Origin of the sequence: Enterobacter sp. 01-M-02-SI-ECC, from assembly GCF_047530595.1 — a bacterium.
In the GTDB taxonomy this organism is placed as follows: Bacteria; Pseudomonadota; Gammaproteobacteria; order Enterobacterales; family Enterobacteriaceae; genus Enterobacter; species Enterobacter cloacae_M.
This window is the reverse complement of the sequence record NZ_JBLKCZ010000009.1, coordinates 169349-184399: the sequence shown is the minus strand read 5'-3', so window position 1 is coordinate 184399 and position 15051 is coordinate 169349. Positions and strand designations below refer to the sequence as shown.

15 protein-coding genes are annotated in these 15051 nt (G+C 54.7%); 4 read left to right on the top strand and 11 right to left on the bottom strand.

Annotated features, from left to right (window positions below):
- Position 1 precedes the first annotated feature (1 nt).
- From dusB to ACMWLG_RS14170, 11 genes are all read right to left on the bottom strand, one after another.
- On the bottom strand, positions 2 to 967 hold the full coding sequence (gene dusB / locus ACMWLG_RS14220; protein WP_023309409.1) for a tRNA dihydrouridine synthase DusB: 966 nt from the start codon (positions 965 to 967) through the stop codon (positions 2 to 4).
- 330 nt (positions 968 to 1297) lie between these two features.
- Positions 1298 to 2038, bottom strand: a complete 741-nt coding sequence (locus ACMWLG_RS14215) for a carbonic anhydrase (protein ID WP_045404804.1) — start codon at positions 2036 to 2038, stop codon at positions 1298 to 1300.
- 128 nt (positions 2039 to 2166) lie between these two features.
- Positions 2167 to 3048 carry a 50S ribosomal protein L11 methyltransferase gene (gene prmA, locus ACMWLG_RS14210; protein ID WP_023309407.1) on the bottom strand — a complete coding sequence of 294 codons (882 nt, stop codon included), beginning with the start codon at positions 3046 to 3048 and terminating at the stop codon, positions 2167 to 2169.
- 11 nt (positions 3049 to 3059) lie between these two features.
- Positions 3060 to 4511 carry a sodium/pantothenate symporter gene (panF, locus tag ACMWLG_RS14205; RefSeq protein WP_045355372.1) on the bottom strand — a complete coding sequence of 484 codons (1452 nt, stop codon included), beginning with the start codon at positions 4509 to 4511 and terminating at the stop codon, positions 3060 to 3062.
- A complete protein-coding gene (locus ACMWLG_RS14200) occupies positions 4501 to 4743 on the bottom strand; it encodes a YhdT family protein (RefSeq protein ID WP_006178860.1) in 243 nt (80 codons plus the stop codon). The genes panF and ACMWLG_RS14200 overlap by 11 nt, the downstream gene beginning before the upstream one ends.
- A 108-nt stretch (positions 4744 to 4851) precedes the next feature.
- Positions 4852 to 6201 carry an acetyl-CoA carboxylase biotin carboxylase subunit gene (gene accC / locus ACMWLG_RS14195; protein ID WP_003860388.1) on the bottom strand — a complete coding sequence of 450 codons (1350 nt, stop codon included), beginning with the start codon at positions 6199 to 6201 and terminating at the stop codon, positions 4852 to 4854.
- Positions 6202 to 6211: 10 nt separating this feature from the next.
- Positions 6212 to 6673: an acetyl-CoA carboxylase biotin carboxyl carrier protein gene (gene accB, locus ACMWLG_RS14190; RefSeq protein WP_010436174.1), complete on the bottom strand. Its 462-nt coding sequence runs from the start codon at positions 6671 to 6673 to the stop codon at positions 6212 to 6214.
- A gap of 21 nt (positions 6674 to 6694) precedes the next feature.
- Positions 6695 to 7147, bottom strand: a complete 453-nt coding sequence (gene aroQ / locus ACMWLG_RS14185; protein WP_023309405.1) for a type II 3-dehydroquinate dehydratase — start codon at positions 7145 to 7147, stop codon at positions 6695 to 6697.
- 234 nt (positions 7148 to 7381) lie between these two features.
- Positions 7382 to 7981 (bottom strand): protein-methionine-sulfoxide reductase heme-binding subunit MsrQ, encoded by a 600-nt coding sequence (gene msrQ / locus ACMWLG_RS14180; protein ID WP_032659655.1) that lies wholly within the window; start codon positions 7979 to 7981, stop codon positions 7382 to 7384.
- A complete protein-coding gene (gene msrP / locus ACMWLG_RS14175) occupies positions 7982 to 8983 on the bottom strand; it encodes a protein-methionine-sulfoxide reductase catalytic subunit MsrP (RefSeq protein WP_032659657.1) in 1002 nt (333 codons plus the stop codon).
- A gap of 77 nt (positions 8984 to 9060) precedes the next feature.
- Positions 9061 to 10035, bottom strand: a complete 975-nt coding sequence (locus ACMWLG_RS14170; RefSeq protein WP_045404806.1) for an MDR family oxidoreductase — start codon at positions 10033 to 10035, stop codon at positions 9061 to 9063.
- 182 nt (positions 10036 to 10217) lie between these two features.
- On the opposite strand from ACMWLG_RS14170, the gene csrD reads away from it, so the two are divergent.
- The 4 genes from csrD (at position 10218) to mreD (ending at position 15051) form a co-directional block, all read left to right on the top strand.
- On the top strand, positions 10218 to 12158 hold the full coding sequence (csrD, locus tag ACMWLG_RS14165) for an RNase E specificity factor CsrD (protein ID WP_023309401.1): 1941 nt from the start codon (positions 10218 to 10220) through the stop codon (positions 12156 to 12158).
- Positions 12159 to 12440: 282 nt separating this feature from the next.
- On the top strand, positions 12441 to 13484 hold the full coding sequence (gene mreB, locus ACMWLG_RS14160) for a rod shape-determining protein MreB (RefSeq protein ID WP_000913396.1): 1044 nt from the start codon (positions 12441 to 12443) through the stop codon (positions 13482 to 13484).
- A 62-nt stretch (positions 13485 to 13546) separates the two neighbouring features.
- On the top strand, positions 13547 to 14563 hold the full coding sequence (gene mreC / locus ACMWLG_RS14155; RefSeq protein ID WP_023309400.1) for a rod shape-determining protein MreC: 1017 nt from the start codon (positions 13547 to 13549) through the stop codon (positions 14561 to 14563).
- The gene (mreD, locus tag ACMWLG_RS14150) at positions 14563 to 15051 is read left to right on the top strand and encodes a rod shape-determining protein MreD (protein ID WP_023309399.1); all 489 of its coding nucleotides are present in this window, start codon (positions 14563 to 14565) and stop codon (positions 15049 to 15051) included. The genes mreC and mreD overlap by 1 nt, the downstream gene beginning before the upstream one ends.

Sequence of the window (15051 nt, the reverse complement as noted above, 5' to 3'; positions counted from 1 at the left end):
ATTACGCAAGATTTTCGAAGTATGCCTCCAACGCCTCCAGCTGTACGCTGGCATCCTCTATGGCGTTGAATGTGCGCCGAAACTGGTCATCTGGAGCGTGCTCCTGGAGATACCAGGAGACGTGTTTACGCGCAATTCGGTACCCTTTTGCCTGACCGTAGTGGTCATGCAGTTCCCGAACATGCGAACAAAGCAAGCGCTTAACCTCTGCCAGAGGCAGCGGGGCAAGCAGCTCCCCAGTGTCCAGATAATGCTGGATTTCCCGGAAGATCCAGGGTCTTCCCTGAGCTGCACGTCCTATCATCAGAGCATCAGCTCCCGTATAGTCGAGTACAGCCCTGGCTTTAAGCGGGTCAGTTATGTCGCCATTCGCGATAATCGGAATGGAAACTTTCTGCTTAACTGCCCGAATGCTGTCGTATTCAGCTTCACCGTTGAACAAACAGGCGCGAGTGCGTCCATGGATGGTCAGGGCCTGAATGCCACAGTCTTCGGCCAGTTGGGCAATCTCTACACAGTTACGGTGTTCCGGCGACCAACCCGTGCGAATCTTCAACGTAACAGGAACGTCCACCGCGCTGACAACCGCCGTCAGGATAGCTTTCACCTGGTCGGGGTATTGCAGAAGGGCTGAACCTGCAAGCTTGCGATTCACCTTTTTGGCCGGGCACCCCATATTGATATCAATAATCTGGGCACCACTTTCCACGTTAATCCGCGCGGCATCTGCCATCTCTTCAGGCACGCTTCCGGCAATTTGCACGGTGCGAATACCTGGTTCATCAACGTGCACCATCCGAAGGCGGGATTTATCGCTTTCCCAAACCTGCGGGTTAGACGACATCATCTCGGATACGGTTAAACCGGCTCCCATCTCATAGCACAGCGTCCTGAACGGCCGGTCTGTAATACCTGCCATTGGGGCTGCGATCAGGCGATTTCTAAGCTGGTGGTGTCCGATGCGCATGAGTTAAGAAATGACCATACTGTGACTGCAAGGCGGCGTATATTACGCATTTTTTGCACGAGATGAAAGGCCAAACTTTGAACAATCCACTGTTGTAGATCAAGGAATCGCCACCCAATCTTCCCGTTAAAAATTATTCATGATTTAAATCATTAAGTTATATGATAATGGTTATTTTATGGGCGCTTACAATTTCCCGTAACTTCTCATCATTTCTGAATAAATGCGTCGCTGAAGCGGGATAATCTGCTGTTTTTAGCAGCAGATTTCCCTTCTTCTTTGCGATCTGCGTCGCATTTTAGAACATGATCGTCATGCGAAAAATGCGTGTTATTCGACCACGACGCGCCCATGCAGCGACTGTACCGGACGGTTATTATCGTGATGCATTGTCTGGGTGAATCTGGCCAGCTGTTCTGCAGAAACCGTCAGGGACTGTTTAAGTACAATCCAGGTAACGCCTTCTGAACACGGTGGAGTGGTCAGTGAACCACTAAAGCGCCAGTACGTTTTATTTTTTGGCAGCAGTTTGTTCAGGTTGAGATCCTGTTTGATGGAGACGTTCTGCTCGGCCTGCTGAGGCATAACGCGCCACAGTTTTTCTAGCTCCGGGTTTGCGGTTCCTTTATCAAACATGACCGCCACCACCGTCAGTTCCCCACTGGCATTTTTATGAACCAGATGCATTTCCATCGCGTATCTCTTGCCATGTACGGTGTTTTCGCTCGGCGCGTGGAAATGGAACTGCTGTAACGTCCAGGTTTGCTTATCGAGAGTAAGAGTATCGCGGGTGTTCGCCTGTTCACCTGCCTGAATGGTATGACCATTGTTCGTCAGCGTAACAGGGCCATCAACGTAGTGGGTTTGTAGCGGGGAGAGATGGGCGATAGCGGTCGAATCAATATTAATAGGGGACTGGTTCATTCCGCTTTGACAGGTCTTATATGCCTCGTCCAGCTCGCCCCAGTGTTGCGGTGAACCTTCCCCTTCATAGCTCCAGTGTGATGCGAATGCTGAAGCCGAGATCATGCTCAGCGCCAGCAGCGCTGCCTTGCCTGTAACCTGTGTCATCATATTCTTCCGGTGAATTTTTGTAATACAAATCAACATGGTTTGTAGGGTTATTTTACCGAAGAATGAACGGGGGAGAGAGGATTATCAGAGGGGGAGAGGCGTGGTCAGATGACCACGCCAGATTCTTATTTTTTACGACCGGTGATGCGGCACCACTCTTCTTTTTCCACTACCGGATCAAGGGCAAAGAGATCGGCGTAGGCTTCACACACGCTGTCGGCCTGGCTCGCCAGGATACCGGAAAGCCCCAGCAGACCGCCCTCAACGGGCAGCACGCTGATTAACGGAGCCAGTTCACGCAGCGGGCCCGCCAGAATGTTTGCGACCACCACATCGGCTTTCATGGCTTCTGGCTGACCATCCGGCAGATACAGCTCCAGACGATCGGAGACGCCGTTACGCTCGGCATTATCGCGGCTGGCCTGAATCGCCTGCGGATCGATATCGATCCCGATGGCTTTTGCCGCGCCCAGCTTCAGGGCTGCAATCGCGAGGATCCCGGATCCACAGCCGAAGTCGATCACGGTCTTACCGTCCAGATCGAGACCATCCAGCCACTGCAGGCACAGGGACGTGGTGGGGTGAGTGCCGGTACCAAACGCCAGACCCGGGTCGAGCATCACGTTGACCGCATTCTCGTCCGGGACGTCGCGCCAGCTTGGGCAGATCCACAGACGTTTGCCGAACTGCATCGGGTGGAAGTTATCCATCCACTCGCGTTCCCAGTCTTTGTCTTCCAGCTGTTCGATTTTATGCACGAAACCCGCGCCCAGCAGAGGATGATTCTCCAGAATCGCGACAACCTCTTTCATATCGGTTTCGGCATCAAACAGGCCAATAACGTCGGTATCACCCCACAGGCGGGTTTCGCCCGGCAGCGGCTCAAAGACCGGCGTGTCATGCGTGTCCTGGAAGGTGATAGAGACCGACCCGGCCTCCATCAGCGCATCGCTCAGCTCTTCGGCGTTCGCGCCGGTTGTGTTCAGTTTTAGTTGGATCCACGGCATGGCAAAACTCTTTATTTATCAGTAGAAATCATAGCGGGTTGTGGGACGGGCTGACCGAAACGGTTCCCCACCACAAACGCCAGTAAACTTAGCAGTAACGAAGGCACAATTGGATGGAAGCCCAAGTACTGAATCTTAAACGTTGCGAGGACGGCGTAAAGCACGCCGCCGACAATCATAGCGCTCAGCGCACCGGCGGCATTCGCGCGCTCCCAGTAGAGCCCTAACACCAGAGGCCACAGGAATACCGCTTCAAGCCCACCAAATGCCAGCAGGTTCAGCCAGATGATCATCTCCGGCGGGCGCCACGCGGCTAACAGCAGCAATGCCCCTAACGCCAGAGTAATAACGGCCGACATGCGCTTCAGGCGCCGTTCATTCTCTGCCTGGTCAGGACGCAGGTTCAGATAGAGATCTTTAATGATCGTAGCGGAACTTTGCAGCAGCTGAGCGTTGATGGTCGACATAATGGCGGCCATCGGTGCGGCGAGGAAGATCCCGGCGGCAAATGGCGGCAGTACTTTAACCATCAGGGTTGGGATAACCAGATCGGGTACGGTAAGGTCAGGAATAACTGCCCGACCTAACGCGCCTGCCAGGTGCATACCAAACATCAGGATTGCGACAACGATAGTGCCGATAATGATACCTCTGTGCACGGCTTTGCTGTCTTTGTAAGAGATACAGCGCACGGCGGTATGCGGCAGGCCAATCACCCCAAAGCATACCAACACCCAGAACGAGGTCATAAAGGTTGGCGAAAGGATGTCATCCGCGCCCTGTGGCGAAACCAGTTTTGGATCGATCGCCTCGAGCGTTTCAACCGCATGGCTCAGGCCACCAGCAGCATGCACAATGCCGACCAGCAGAACAAGGGTGCCAACAAGCATCACCAATCCCTGCATCGTATCGTTCAGCACGCTGGCGCGGAATCCGCCAAACGCGGTGTAGAGTGCGATACTCACCCCAAAGATGACGAGGCCTGTCTCGTAGGGAATTCCCGCCGCCGTTTCCAGCAGGCGTGCCCCGCCGATAAACTGCACCGTCATTGCGCCAATAAAGGCCACCAGCAGGCTTAAGCTGGCCAGCCACACCAGTAAACGGCTCTGATAGCGGGCAAACAGCATATCGTTGAGCGTCACGGCATTGTAACGGCGTGCCAGAATGGCAAATTTTTTACCCAGTATCCCCAGCGAGAGCCAGACGGCAGGAAGCTGGATCATCGCCAGCAGCACCCAGCCTAACCCGTATTTATAGGCTGCACCTGGCCCGCCGATAAACGAACTGGCGCTAATGTAGGTCGCGGTCAGCGTCATGGCCAGCACGACGCCGCCCATCGAGCGGCTGCCAAGAAAATACTCGTTCAGGAAGGTGCCCGTCGTTCTTTTACGCATGGCGTAAACGGATAAACCAAACACCACTAACAAGTAAGCGATAAGCGGCAGAATGACTTCAAGCTGCATCATCGTCCTCCAGCGGAATATCGCGATAGATGAATTTCACCATTGCCCAGCACAGCAGGATGAAGACCAGCGGTACCAGCAGACACGCCATTTCGAACCAGTGCGGCAGGCCGGTGATGCCAATAGCGGAGTCAGGTAAGTAAGCAGTTACTAACCATGCTGCGAGATAGAGAAGGGTCAGCCACAGCGCCCAGCGCGCTTCTTTATGGGCCTGAACAAAACGTTTGTCCATTTTTTGTCCCTTGTGGATGAAGAAAGCGGGGATTGTACATGATGAGGCTTTCCAGGCCCCAGAAATAAAAAAGGCCGGATAATCCGGCCTTTTAGCAACACAGGTCTCTTACTTCTCGTTCAGACCGAGTTTTTTCTCCAGATAGTGGATATTAGTTCCACCATTCTGGAAGTGCTCGTCGCTCATGATACGCATCTGCAGATCAACGTTGGTTTTGATACCGTCGATGATCAGTTCCTGCAGGGCGTTTTTCATGCGGGCAATCGCCACGTCACGGTTTTCGCCGTAGCAGATAAGCTTGCCGATCATTGAGTCATAGTACGGCGGTACGGTGTAACCGGCGTAGATATGAGACTCCCAGCGCACACCAAAGCCACCCGGCGCGTGGAAACGCGTGATTTTACCCGGGCTTGGCAGGAAGGTGTTCGGGTCTTCGGCGTTAATACGGCACTCTACCGCATGGCCTTTCACCACTACTTCTTCCTGCTTGATAGACAACGGCTGGCCCGCAGCGATACGCAGCTGTTCTTTGATCAGGTCAACGCCGGTGATCATTTCGGTAACCGGGTGTTCAACCTGAATACGGGTGTTCATTTCGATGAAATAGAACTCGCCGTTTTCGAACAGGAACTCAAAGGTACCTGCCCCGCGATAGCCGATATCGACACACGCTTTGGCGCAACGCTCGCCGATGTAGCGACGCAGTTCCGGAGTAATGCCCGGTGCTGGCGCTTCTTCGACCACTTTCTGGTGACGACGCTGCATGGAGCAGTCACGTTCTGCCAGATAGATCGCGTTACCCTGACCGTCAGCCAGCACCTGAATTTCGATGTGGCGTGGGTTTTCCAGGTATTTTTCCATGTATACCATGTCATTGCTGAAAGCGGCTTTCGCTTCTGCTTTGGTCATGGAGATGGACTGCGCCAGTTCAGCATCGCTACGCACAACGCGCATACCGCGACCGCCGCCGCCGCCGGACGCCTTGATGATAACCGGATAGCCAATGCGTTTAGCATGAGCACGGTTAGCATCCATGTCGTCGGTCAGAGGGCCGTCAGAGCCTGGTACGGTTGGAACACCGGCTTTTTTCATCGCGGTGATTGCAGACACTTTGTCGCCCATCAGGCGGATGGTGTCGGCTTTCGGGCCGATGAAGATGAAGCCAGAGCGTTCAACCTGCTCAGCAAAGTTGGCGTTCTCAGAGAGGAAGCCGTAACCCGGATGAATTGCCACCGCGCCGGTGATTTCAGCGGCGCTGATGATAGCCGGGATGTTCAGATAGCTTTTTACGGACGGAGCCGGGCCAATACAGACCGTCTCATCCGCCAGCAATACGTGTTTTAAATCGCGATCCGCGCTTGAGTGCACAGCGACGGTCTTGATGCCCAGTTCTTTACAGGCACGAAGAATACGCAGTGCGATCTCGCCGCGGTTGGCGATAACAATTTTATCCAGCATGTACGCCTCGTTACTCGATGACGACCAGCGGCTCGTCAAATTCAACCGGCTGACCACTTTCGACCAGAATCGCTTTCACAGTACCTGATTTGTCTGCTTCGATCTGGTTCATCATTTTCATCGCTTCAACGATGCACAGGGTATCGCCTACGTTGACTTTCTGACCCACTTCGATGAACGCCTTCGCGTCCGGGCTCGGGGTGCGGTAGAAAGTACCAACCATTGGGGAACGTACGATGTGACCACTGATTTCTGCTGCAGCGGCAGGTGCGGCTTCAGCTGCTGGCGCAACGGCTGCGGAGAGCGCAGGCTGCTGCACTGGCGCAGCATAAGCCTGCTGCATTACCGGGAAGCTAGCGGCTGGGGCTGCACGGCTGATGCGTACAGACTCTTCGCCTTCAGAAATTTCCAGTTCGGAGATGCCTGATTCTTCAACCAGCTCGATCAGTTTTTTAATCTTACGAATATCCATGAGTGGGTTCCGTACTCTTGTTTAGTGTGATTGTGACAAGCGTTTTACCGCTGTCTGTAAAGCGTATGAATAGCCGTCTGCGCCCAGTCCACAGATAACGCCAGCAGCGATATCTGACAGATACGAATGGTGACGGAACGGCTCTCGGGCGTGCACATTACTCAGGTGGATCTCGATAAACGGGATACTCACCGCAAGCAGTGCGTCGCGGATAGCAACACTGGTGTGCGTAAACGCGGCCGGATTGATCAGGATATAGTCCACATTGTCTTTAGCCTGATGAATACGGTCGATGAGTGCGTACTCCGCATTCGACTGAAAATGATCCAAATCCACATTCAGTGACGCTGCTTCCGTTCCCAGACGGTTAACAATTTCACTCAATGTTAGCGTGCCGTACTTCTCTGGCTCACGGGTGCCGAGCATGTTCAGGTTCGGTCCGTTCAAAACTAAGATATGGAACTTATCAGTCATAATGCCGCTATCTCCTGCGATCTTCGGGTAAAAAACAAAATATACCTTCGAAACGCAAATGTCACCTTTTCAGAGGCTTAAAACCGCTGTCAGGCGAACCAAGGTCGCACATTATAACGATTTCGTAGCATTTAGCAGCTAAATACTGGTCTTATCAGGGAAGATTATCAACCGCTATCCGAAAAAGATTTGCGGTTGACGGGTAATCTGCGGGAAAACGCACAGTTTCGCGAACTATCGCAACCACTGGCGGAACTTCTTGTAACGCCATGCCAAAAGCGCCACGGCCGCCAGTGCATAAAGGATCGGCTGTGGCGAGAGGATCTTCACCGACCACAGGTAATGAATGGGAGCGAGGATCGCGACAAGATAGACGAAGTTGTGCAGAAGCTGCCAGCGCCTGCCCAGTTTTCGCTGCGCATATTGCGTGGATGTCAGCGCTAACGCCAGTAAAACCACCCAGCTCACGATACCCAGCGTCAGATAAGGACGTGTCACCAGTTCGCGGCCAAGCAGCGCCAGATTGTTAATTCCCAGTTCCAGCAGGGCGTAGCTGGTGAGGTGCAGCGTCGCCCAGGCAAAACACCATAGCCCTAACAGCCGACGGGTGCGTATCAATAAGGGCTGTTTAGCGTAGCGCGCCAGCGGCGAGACGAGCAAGGTGGCCAGCAAAAATTTCAGAGCCATCCGACCGGTAAAATGCTGGATATCCTTTGCCGGGTCTGCGCTAAAGAGCCCCTGGCTGGCGGCCCAGAACAGCCATATAAAAGGAAGCAGCCCGGCCAGGTGCAGCAGCACTTTCAGCCAGGTAATCTGTTTTGCCGTTAAACGCACTCAGAAATTCTCCCGTAAGTTGAGACCACGGTAAAGCGAAGCCACTTCATCCGCATAGCCGTTAAACAGCAGCGTCGGCTGGCGCTTTACGTCCAGCGCACCGCCGGAACCAATAAACCGCTCGGTTGCCTGCGACCAGCGCGGATGATCCACGTGCGGGTTCACGTTGGCGAAGAAGCCGTATTCGTCCGGGGCCGCCAGATTCCAGGTGGTTGGCGGACGTTCGCGGGTAAGCTTAATGCTGACGATAGATTTAATCCCTTTGAAGCCATATTTCCACGGTACGGTTAAACGGATGGGGGCACCGTTCTGCGGCGGAAGCGCTTTGCCATAAACGCCAACGGTCAGCAGGGTAAGGGGGTGCATAGCTTCGTCGAGACGTAACCCTTCCACATACGGATACTCAAGCCCACCGCCGATAAACCGATCTTTCTGCCCGGGCATCTCGTCAGGCGCATAGCGCGTCTGGAAAGCGACATATTTTGCATTGCTGGTGGGTTCAACCATCGCCAGCAGCTTATGAAGCGGGAAGCCGACCCAGGGCACCACCATCGACCAGGCTTCCACGCAGCGCATGCGATAGATACGCTCTTCGAGCGGGAAGCGGGTAGTGAGATCGTGGTGGTCCAGCGTCAGGGGTTTCGCCACTTCGCCATCAATTTTCAGCGTCCACGGATCGGTTTTGAGGCTCCCCGCGTTGGCGGCAGGATCGGCCTTATCGAGACCAAATTCGTAGAAGTTGTTGTAGCCGGTAACTTTATCTTCCGGCGTGAGCGTCAGCTTGTTTTGCCATTCGGCCGGTTTCGTAAAGGTGAGCGGGGCGCCGGATGGAGCCTTTGGCCGATCGTTGCCTTTAAACCAGTCGAGCAGGTCGGCGTGTGCCGCCGGAGAGAGCGTCAGGGCAGTGGCGCTAATGCCAAGCATTTTCAGGATCTGGCGGCGCTGTAACATAAAGACAGACTCAGACGTTACGTCGGCTTCCGTCAGTTTTCGGTTTTTCATGGCATCCTCCGTCATGCGTTTTTCTAAGCATGACGGAGGAGAGGGATTCGCGCGAATATGTCACGAAAATTTGAAGATTAGGCGATTTTCACCAGCGCGCGGCCGTGGAACTGGTTGTCCATGATCTTACTGGCGTATTCCGGTGCCTGGCTGAGGGTTATCTCCGTTGCGCTCTGGGTATAGAAAGATTCCGGCAGATCGCGCACCAGCCGTTCCCAGGCTTCATGACGACGGGCCGCAGGGGTCATCACGGAATCCACACCCTGCAGGCGTACGTTACGCAGAATAAATGGCATCACGGTGGTTGGCAGGGCAAATCCGCCGGCCAGACCGCAGGCTGCCACGCATCCGCCGTAGTTCATCTGCGCCAGGACTTTTGCCAGCACCTTATCACCGACGGTATCCACCGCCCCTGCCCAAACCTGTTTTTCCAGCGGACGGGTTTCGGCAAATTCGTCGCGGCTGAGAATGCGGCTGGCGCCGAGCTGGCGCAGATAGTCATGGGTACTTTCTCGGCCGGAAACCGCAGCGACCTGATAGCCCAGCTTGTGGAGCAGCGTGACTGCCGTGCTGCCCACGCCGCCGCTGGCGCCGGTGACGACAATTTCCCCTGATTCAGGGCGGATACTCGCATCTTCCAGCGCCATCACGCACAGCATGGCGGTAAAGCCTGCCGTTCCGACGATCATTGCCTTGCGGCCATCCATGCCTTTCGGCACAGGCACCAGCCAGTCGCCCTTCACGCGCGCCTGCGTTGCCAGCCCGCCCCAGTGATTTTCACCCACGCCCCAGCCGGTGAGCAGTACATGCTGGCCTGGATGGAAGCGCGGATCCTCGCTGGTATGAACCCGGCCCGCGAAATCAATACCCGGCACCATAGGGAAATTTCGGATGATTTTACCCTTACCGGTAATAGCCAGCGCATCTTTATAATTTAAACTGGACCAGTCGATGTCGACGGTTACTTCGCCTTCCGGCAGGCGGTTCTCTTCTACCGGCTGCACTGAGGCAAGCGTTTTGCCGTCCTGCTGTTCTAAGATCAAAGCCTGCATACGGGGTCCTCTCGACTCATATGATTGGAAAATAATTTCTGAAGACTATACTCGCTCAGGGAAACGCAGTGCCGATTTAACGCAATAAATTGCCAGATACACCCGATTTGGTAGTATGCCGCATTTGAAATGCAAGTTAGCGCTCACTCGCTACCCCATCAACCCACGGAGTAATCTCAAGGATGCGATTAACGACGAAGTTCTCAGCTTTTATCACCTTGCTGACGGGGCTTACCATTTTTGTCACGCTTCTGGGCTGTTCCCTGAGTTTTTACACTGCCATTCAGGACAAGCTGGTTAACCGGGTACAGTCTGTTGCCTCGGTGATTGATACGCGTCTGCTGACGACGCCGCTACCAGCGCTCTCCCGTGAGCTCGATGAGTTGATGGTACCTGTTGATATCGTTCAGATCGACATTCTGCAGGGAAAGCATCGTGTTTTAAGCCACGAACGACCGGGAAGCTATCGCCCCGCGGGCGTGGTAAGCCAGTATCGGGAAGTGACGGTGCATTCCCTTAAAAATCCGGGGATGACCATACGCATGGTCTACCTCGATCCGATGGCCAGCTATTTCCGTTCCATGATGACCACCGCGCCGCTCACCGTCGCCGTTGCGTTTATCGTCCTGCTGATCTTTCTCGCGGTCCGCTGGCTGCGCCGCCAGCTTTCCGGTCAGGAGCTGCTGGAGATGCGCTCCGTGCGGATCCTGAACGGTGAGCGCGGCCCGCAGGTGCGTGGCTCCGTTCACGAGTGGCCGTCACGCGCCAGCAGCGCGCTCGATACCCTGCTCTCCGAAATCCAGTTTGCCAGCGACCAGCGCAGCCGTATGGATACGCTGATCCGCTCTTATGCGGCGCAGGATAATAAAACCGGCCTTAACAACCGTCTTTTCTTTGATAATCAGCTCGCCACGCTGCTCGACGATTCAGAGAAAGTGGGGACTCACGGGGTGGTGATGATGATTCGCCTGCCCGATTTCGATCTCCTGCGCGACACCTGGGGACAGCGGGCCGCGGAAGAAAACCTCTTTACGCTGATCAACCTGCTCTCCACCTTTATTATGCGCTACCCGGGCGCGCTGCTGGCCCGCTATCACCGCAGCGACTTTGCCGTGCTGTTGCCTCATCGTACGCTGAAGGAATCCGAAAGCATCGCCAGCCAGCTGCTGAAGGCGGTAGATGCGCTGCCGCAGAGCAAAATGCTCGACAGGGACGATATGGTCCACATGGGGATCTGCGCCTGGCGTGGCGGACAATCCACCGAGCAGGTGATGGAACATGCGGAAGCCGCTACCCGCAACGCCGTGTTGCAGGGGGCCAACGGATGGGCGGTTTACGATGACTCGCTGCCGGAAAAAGGGCGTGGCAACGTGCGCTGGCGAACGCTGATTGAGCAAATGCTCAGCCGCGGCGGTCCACGTATTTATCAAAAACCCGCGGTCATGAAAAACGGCAACGTTCATCACCGTGAACTGATGTGTCGTATTTTTGACGGCACCGAAGAGGTCATCTCTGCGGAATATCTGCCGATGGTGCTGCAATTTGGCCTGTCCGAAGAGTATGACCGCCAGCAAATTACCCGGCTGATTCCGTTTTTATCCTTCTGGCCTGAAGAAAACCTGGCGTTACAGGTCACCGTGGAGTCGTTAATACGCCCACGTTTTCAGCGCTGGCTACGTGATACGTTAATGCAATGCGAAAAATCGCAGCGTAAACACATTATTTTTGAACTTGCTGAGGCCGATGTAGGTCAACACATCAGCCGGTTACGTCCGGTGGTACGTTTGATCAATGCGCTCGGTGCACGTATCGCTGTGACGCAGGCAGGTTTAACGCTGGTCAGCACCAACTGGATCAAGGAGCTGGATGTAGAGTTATTAAAGCTACATCCGGGGCTGGTAAGGAATATTGAGAAGCGTACGGAAAACCAGCTGCTGGTACAGAGTCTGGTAGAAGCGTGCAAGGGTACGCGAACACAAGTATTTGCCACGGGCGTGCGCTCCAGAAGCGAATGGCAGATGTTAACAGCGCGCGGCGTGATGGGCGGTCAGGGGGATTTTTTTGCTGCCTCTCAACCGCTTGACACCAACGTGAAAAAATATTTGCAAAGATACTCTGTTTGACCTGCCGTTTACGCTGTTTTCACGTAGAATATCGCGCCTGTAGCTTTGAGTATGTCGAGCAAAAAGCCAGTGAACGACCTGTAACGGGTTACAAACGTCAGTGGGGAACGCTACTGTTTACTCAGCCCTGAGGGAGTCAGGGGATGATTTTGTAACATCAGGAAACGTACTGCACAAATTTTCACCGTTGCAGATGATTTTTGCGCCTTGTCGCTGCTGCGTGTGGTTGGTAAAGTAAGCGGATTTTGTTTTCCGCCCCAGCTTTCAGGATTATCCCTTAGTATGTTGAAAAAATTTCGTGGCATGTTTTCCAATGACCTGTCCATTGACCTGGGTACCGCGAATACCCTTATTTATGTAAAAGGACAAGGCATCGTATTGAATGAGCCTTCCGTTGTGGCCATTCGTCAGGATCGTGCAGGCTCGCCGAAAAGCGTGGCTGCAGTGGGTCATGACGCGAAGCAGATGCTGGGTCGTACCCCTGGCAACATCGCCGCCATTCGCCCAATGAAAGACGGCGTTATCGCCGACTTCTTCGTGACTGAAAAAATGCTTCAGCACTTCATCAAGCAGGTTCACAGCAACAGCTTCATGCGTCCAAGCCCGCGTGTTCTGGTGTGTGTGCCGGTTGGCGCAACCCAGGTAGAGCGTCGCGCAATCCGTGAATCTGCCCAGGGTGCAGGTGCACGTGAAGTGTTCCTGATTGAAGAGCCAATGGCTGCGGCCATCGGTGCGGGCCTGCCTGTTTCCGAAGCTACCGGTTCTATGGTGGTGGATATCGGTGGTGGTACCACTGAAGTGGCCGTTATCTCTCTGAACGGCGTGGTGTACTCCTCTTCCGTACGTATCGGTGGTGACCGCTTCGATGAAGCCATCATTAATTATGTGCGCCGTAACTACGGCTCTCTGATCGGTGAAGCCACCGCAGAGCGTATCAAACACGAAATCGGCTCTGCGTATCCGGGCGATGAAGTGCGTGAGATCGAAGTGCGTGGCCGTAACCTGGCTGAAGGTGTTCCACGCGGTTTCACCCTGAACTCCAACGAAATTCTGGAAGCTCTGCAGGAACCACTGACGGGCATCGTGAGCGCGGTAATGGTTGCGCTGGAACAGTGCCCACCAGAGCTGGCGTCCGATATCTCCGAGCGCGGTATGGTTCTGACCGGTGGTGGTGCGCTGCTGCGTAACCTCGACCGCCTGTTAATGGAAGAGACAGGTATTCCTGTCGTAGTTGCAGAAGATCCACTGACTTGCGTCGCCCGTGGTGGTGGCAAGGCGCTGGAAATGATCGACATGCACGGCGGCGATTTGTTCAGCGAAGAGTAGTCGAGTTTGAGAGGGTAGCAATTTGCTACCCTTTCTCTCTGACGCGAGAATACGCATAGCCTATGAAGCCAATTTTTAGCCGTGGCCCATCGCTACAGTTTCGCCTTATTCTGGCGGTTCTGGTTGCGCTTGGGGTCATTATTGCCGATAGCCGCCTCGGTACGTTCAGCCAGATCAGAACGTACATGGATACCGCCGTCAGTCCTTTCTACTTTGTTTCAAATGGTCCCCGTGAACTGCTCGACTCCGTTTCTCAAACGCTGTCTTCGCGCGACCAACTCGAACTCGAAAACCGGGCATTACGTCAGGAACTGTTGCTGAAAAACAGCGAACTGCTAATGCTGGGGCAATACAAGCAGGAAAACGCGCGTCTGCGTGAACTGCTCGGCTCGCCGCTGCGTCAGGATGAGCAGAAAATGGTCACGCAGGTGATCTCCACCGTGAACGACCCCTACAGCGATCAGGTTGTGATCGACAAAGGGAGCGTGAACGGGGTGTATGAAGGTCAGCCTGTTATCAGTGATAAGGGCGTCGTGGGCCAGGTTGTTGCCGTGGCCAAACTGACCAGCCGCGTGCTGCTGATTTGCGATGCCACACATGCGCTGCCGATCCAGGTCCTGCGTAACGACATCCGCGTGATTGCGGCCGGTAACGGCTGTACGGACGACCTGCAGCTGGAACATCTGCCGGCTAACACGGATATTCGCGTGGGCGACGTGCTGGTCACGTCCGGCCTGGGCGGACGCTTCCCTGAAGGCTATCCGGTTGCGGTGGTCTCTTCGGTCAAGCTGGACACCCAGCGTGCCTATACCGTGATTCAGGCGCGTCCAACCGCCGGGTTGCAGCGTCTGCGCTATCTGCTGCTGCTGTGGGGCGCCGATCGTAACGGTGCTAACCCGATGACGCCTGAAGAGGTGCATCGCGTAGCAAATGAGCGCCTGATGCAGATGATGCCGCAGGTTCTCCCGCCTGCGGATTCCATGGGGCCGCCTGCGCCAGTTCCGGCGCCGGCAACAGGGTTAACGCAGCCGCTGCCGGATGCGCCGCCACCGCCTAAACTCTCTTCGGGAGGGCAGTAGTGGCAAGCTATCGTAGCCAGGGGCGCTGGGTCATCTGGCTCTCGTTTCTCATTGCACTGTTACTGCAAGTGATGCCCTGGCCGGATGACATTCTCGTTTTCCGGCCAAACTGGGTATTGCTCATTTTACTCTACTGGATCCTTGCCCTGCCGCATCGCGTAAATGTCGGCACAGGTTTCGTGATGGGTGCCATACTGGATCTCATTAGCGGCTCTACGCTTGGCGTGCGCGCCTTGTCCATGAGCATTATTGCGTACCTCGTCGCACTCAAATTCCAGCTCTTTCGTAACCTTGCGCTCTGGCAACAGGCCCTGGTGGTGATGTTATTGTCGCTCGCTGCGGATATCGTTGTTTTCTGGGCAGAGTTTTTAGTGATCAACGTCTCTTTCCGACCGGAAGTGTTCTGGAGTAGTGTAGTAAACGGTGTGCTCTGGCCATGGTTATTCCTGCTGATGCGTAAGGTTCGCCAGCAGTTTGCTGTGCAATAA

Excerpts from the sequence above, each read along its gene's own strand:
- aroQ (WP_023309405.1), bottom strand. The coding sequence starts at position 7,147 with ATGACTGATAAGTTCCATATCTTAGTTTTGAACGGACCGAACCTGAAC.
- accC (WP_003860388.1), bottom strand. The coding sequence starts at position 6,201 with ATGCTGGATAAAATTGTTATCGCCAACCGCGGCGAGATCGCACTGCGT.
- prmA (WP_023309407.1), bottom strand. The coding sequence starts at position 3,048 with ATGCCGTGGATCCAACTAAAACTGAACACAACCGGCGCGAACGCCGAA.
- accB (WP_010436174.1), bottom strand. The coding sequence starts at position 6,673 with ATGGATATTCGTAAGATTAAAAAACTGATCGAGCTGGTTGAAGAATCA.
- csrD (WP_023309401.1), top strand. The coding sequence starts at position 10,218 with ATGCGATTAACGACGAAGTTCTCAGCTTTTATCACCTTGCTGACGGGG.
- dusB (WP_023309409.1), bottom strand. The coding sequence starts at position 967 with ATGCGCATCGGACACCACCAGCTTAGAAATCGCCTGATCGCAGCCCCA.
- msrP (WP_032659657.1), bottom strand. The coding sequence starts at position 8,983 with ATGAAAAACCGAAAACTGACGGAAGCCGACGTAACGTCTGAGTCTGTC.
- panF (WP_045355372.1), bottom strand. The coding sequence starts at position 4,511 with ATGCAGCTTGAAGTCATTCTGCCGCTTATCGCTTACTTGTTAGTGGTG.
- ACMWLG_RS14200 (WP_006178860.1), bottom strand. The coding sequence starts at position 4,743 with ATGGACAAACGTTTTGTTCAGGCCCATAAAGAAGCGCGCTGGGCGCTG.
- mreB (WP_000913396.1), top strand. The coding sequence starts at position 12,441 with ATGTTGAAAAAATTTCGTGGCATGTTTTCCAATGACCTGTCCATTGAC.
- mreC (WP_023309400.1), top strand. The coding sequence starts at position 13,547 with ATGAAGCCAATTTTTAGCCGTGGCCCATCGCTACAGTTTCGCCTTATT.
- ACMWLG_RS14170 (WP_045404806.1), bottom strand. The coding sequence starts at position 10,035 with ATGCAGGCTTTGATCTTAGAACAGCAGGACGGCAAAACGCTTGCCTCA.
- ACMWLG_RS14215 (WP_045404804.1), bottom strand. The coding sequence starts at position 2,038 with ATGACACAGGTTACAGGCAAGGCAGCGCTGCTGGCGCTGAGCATGATC.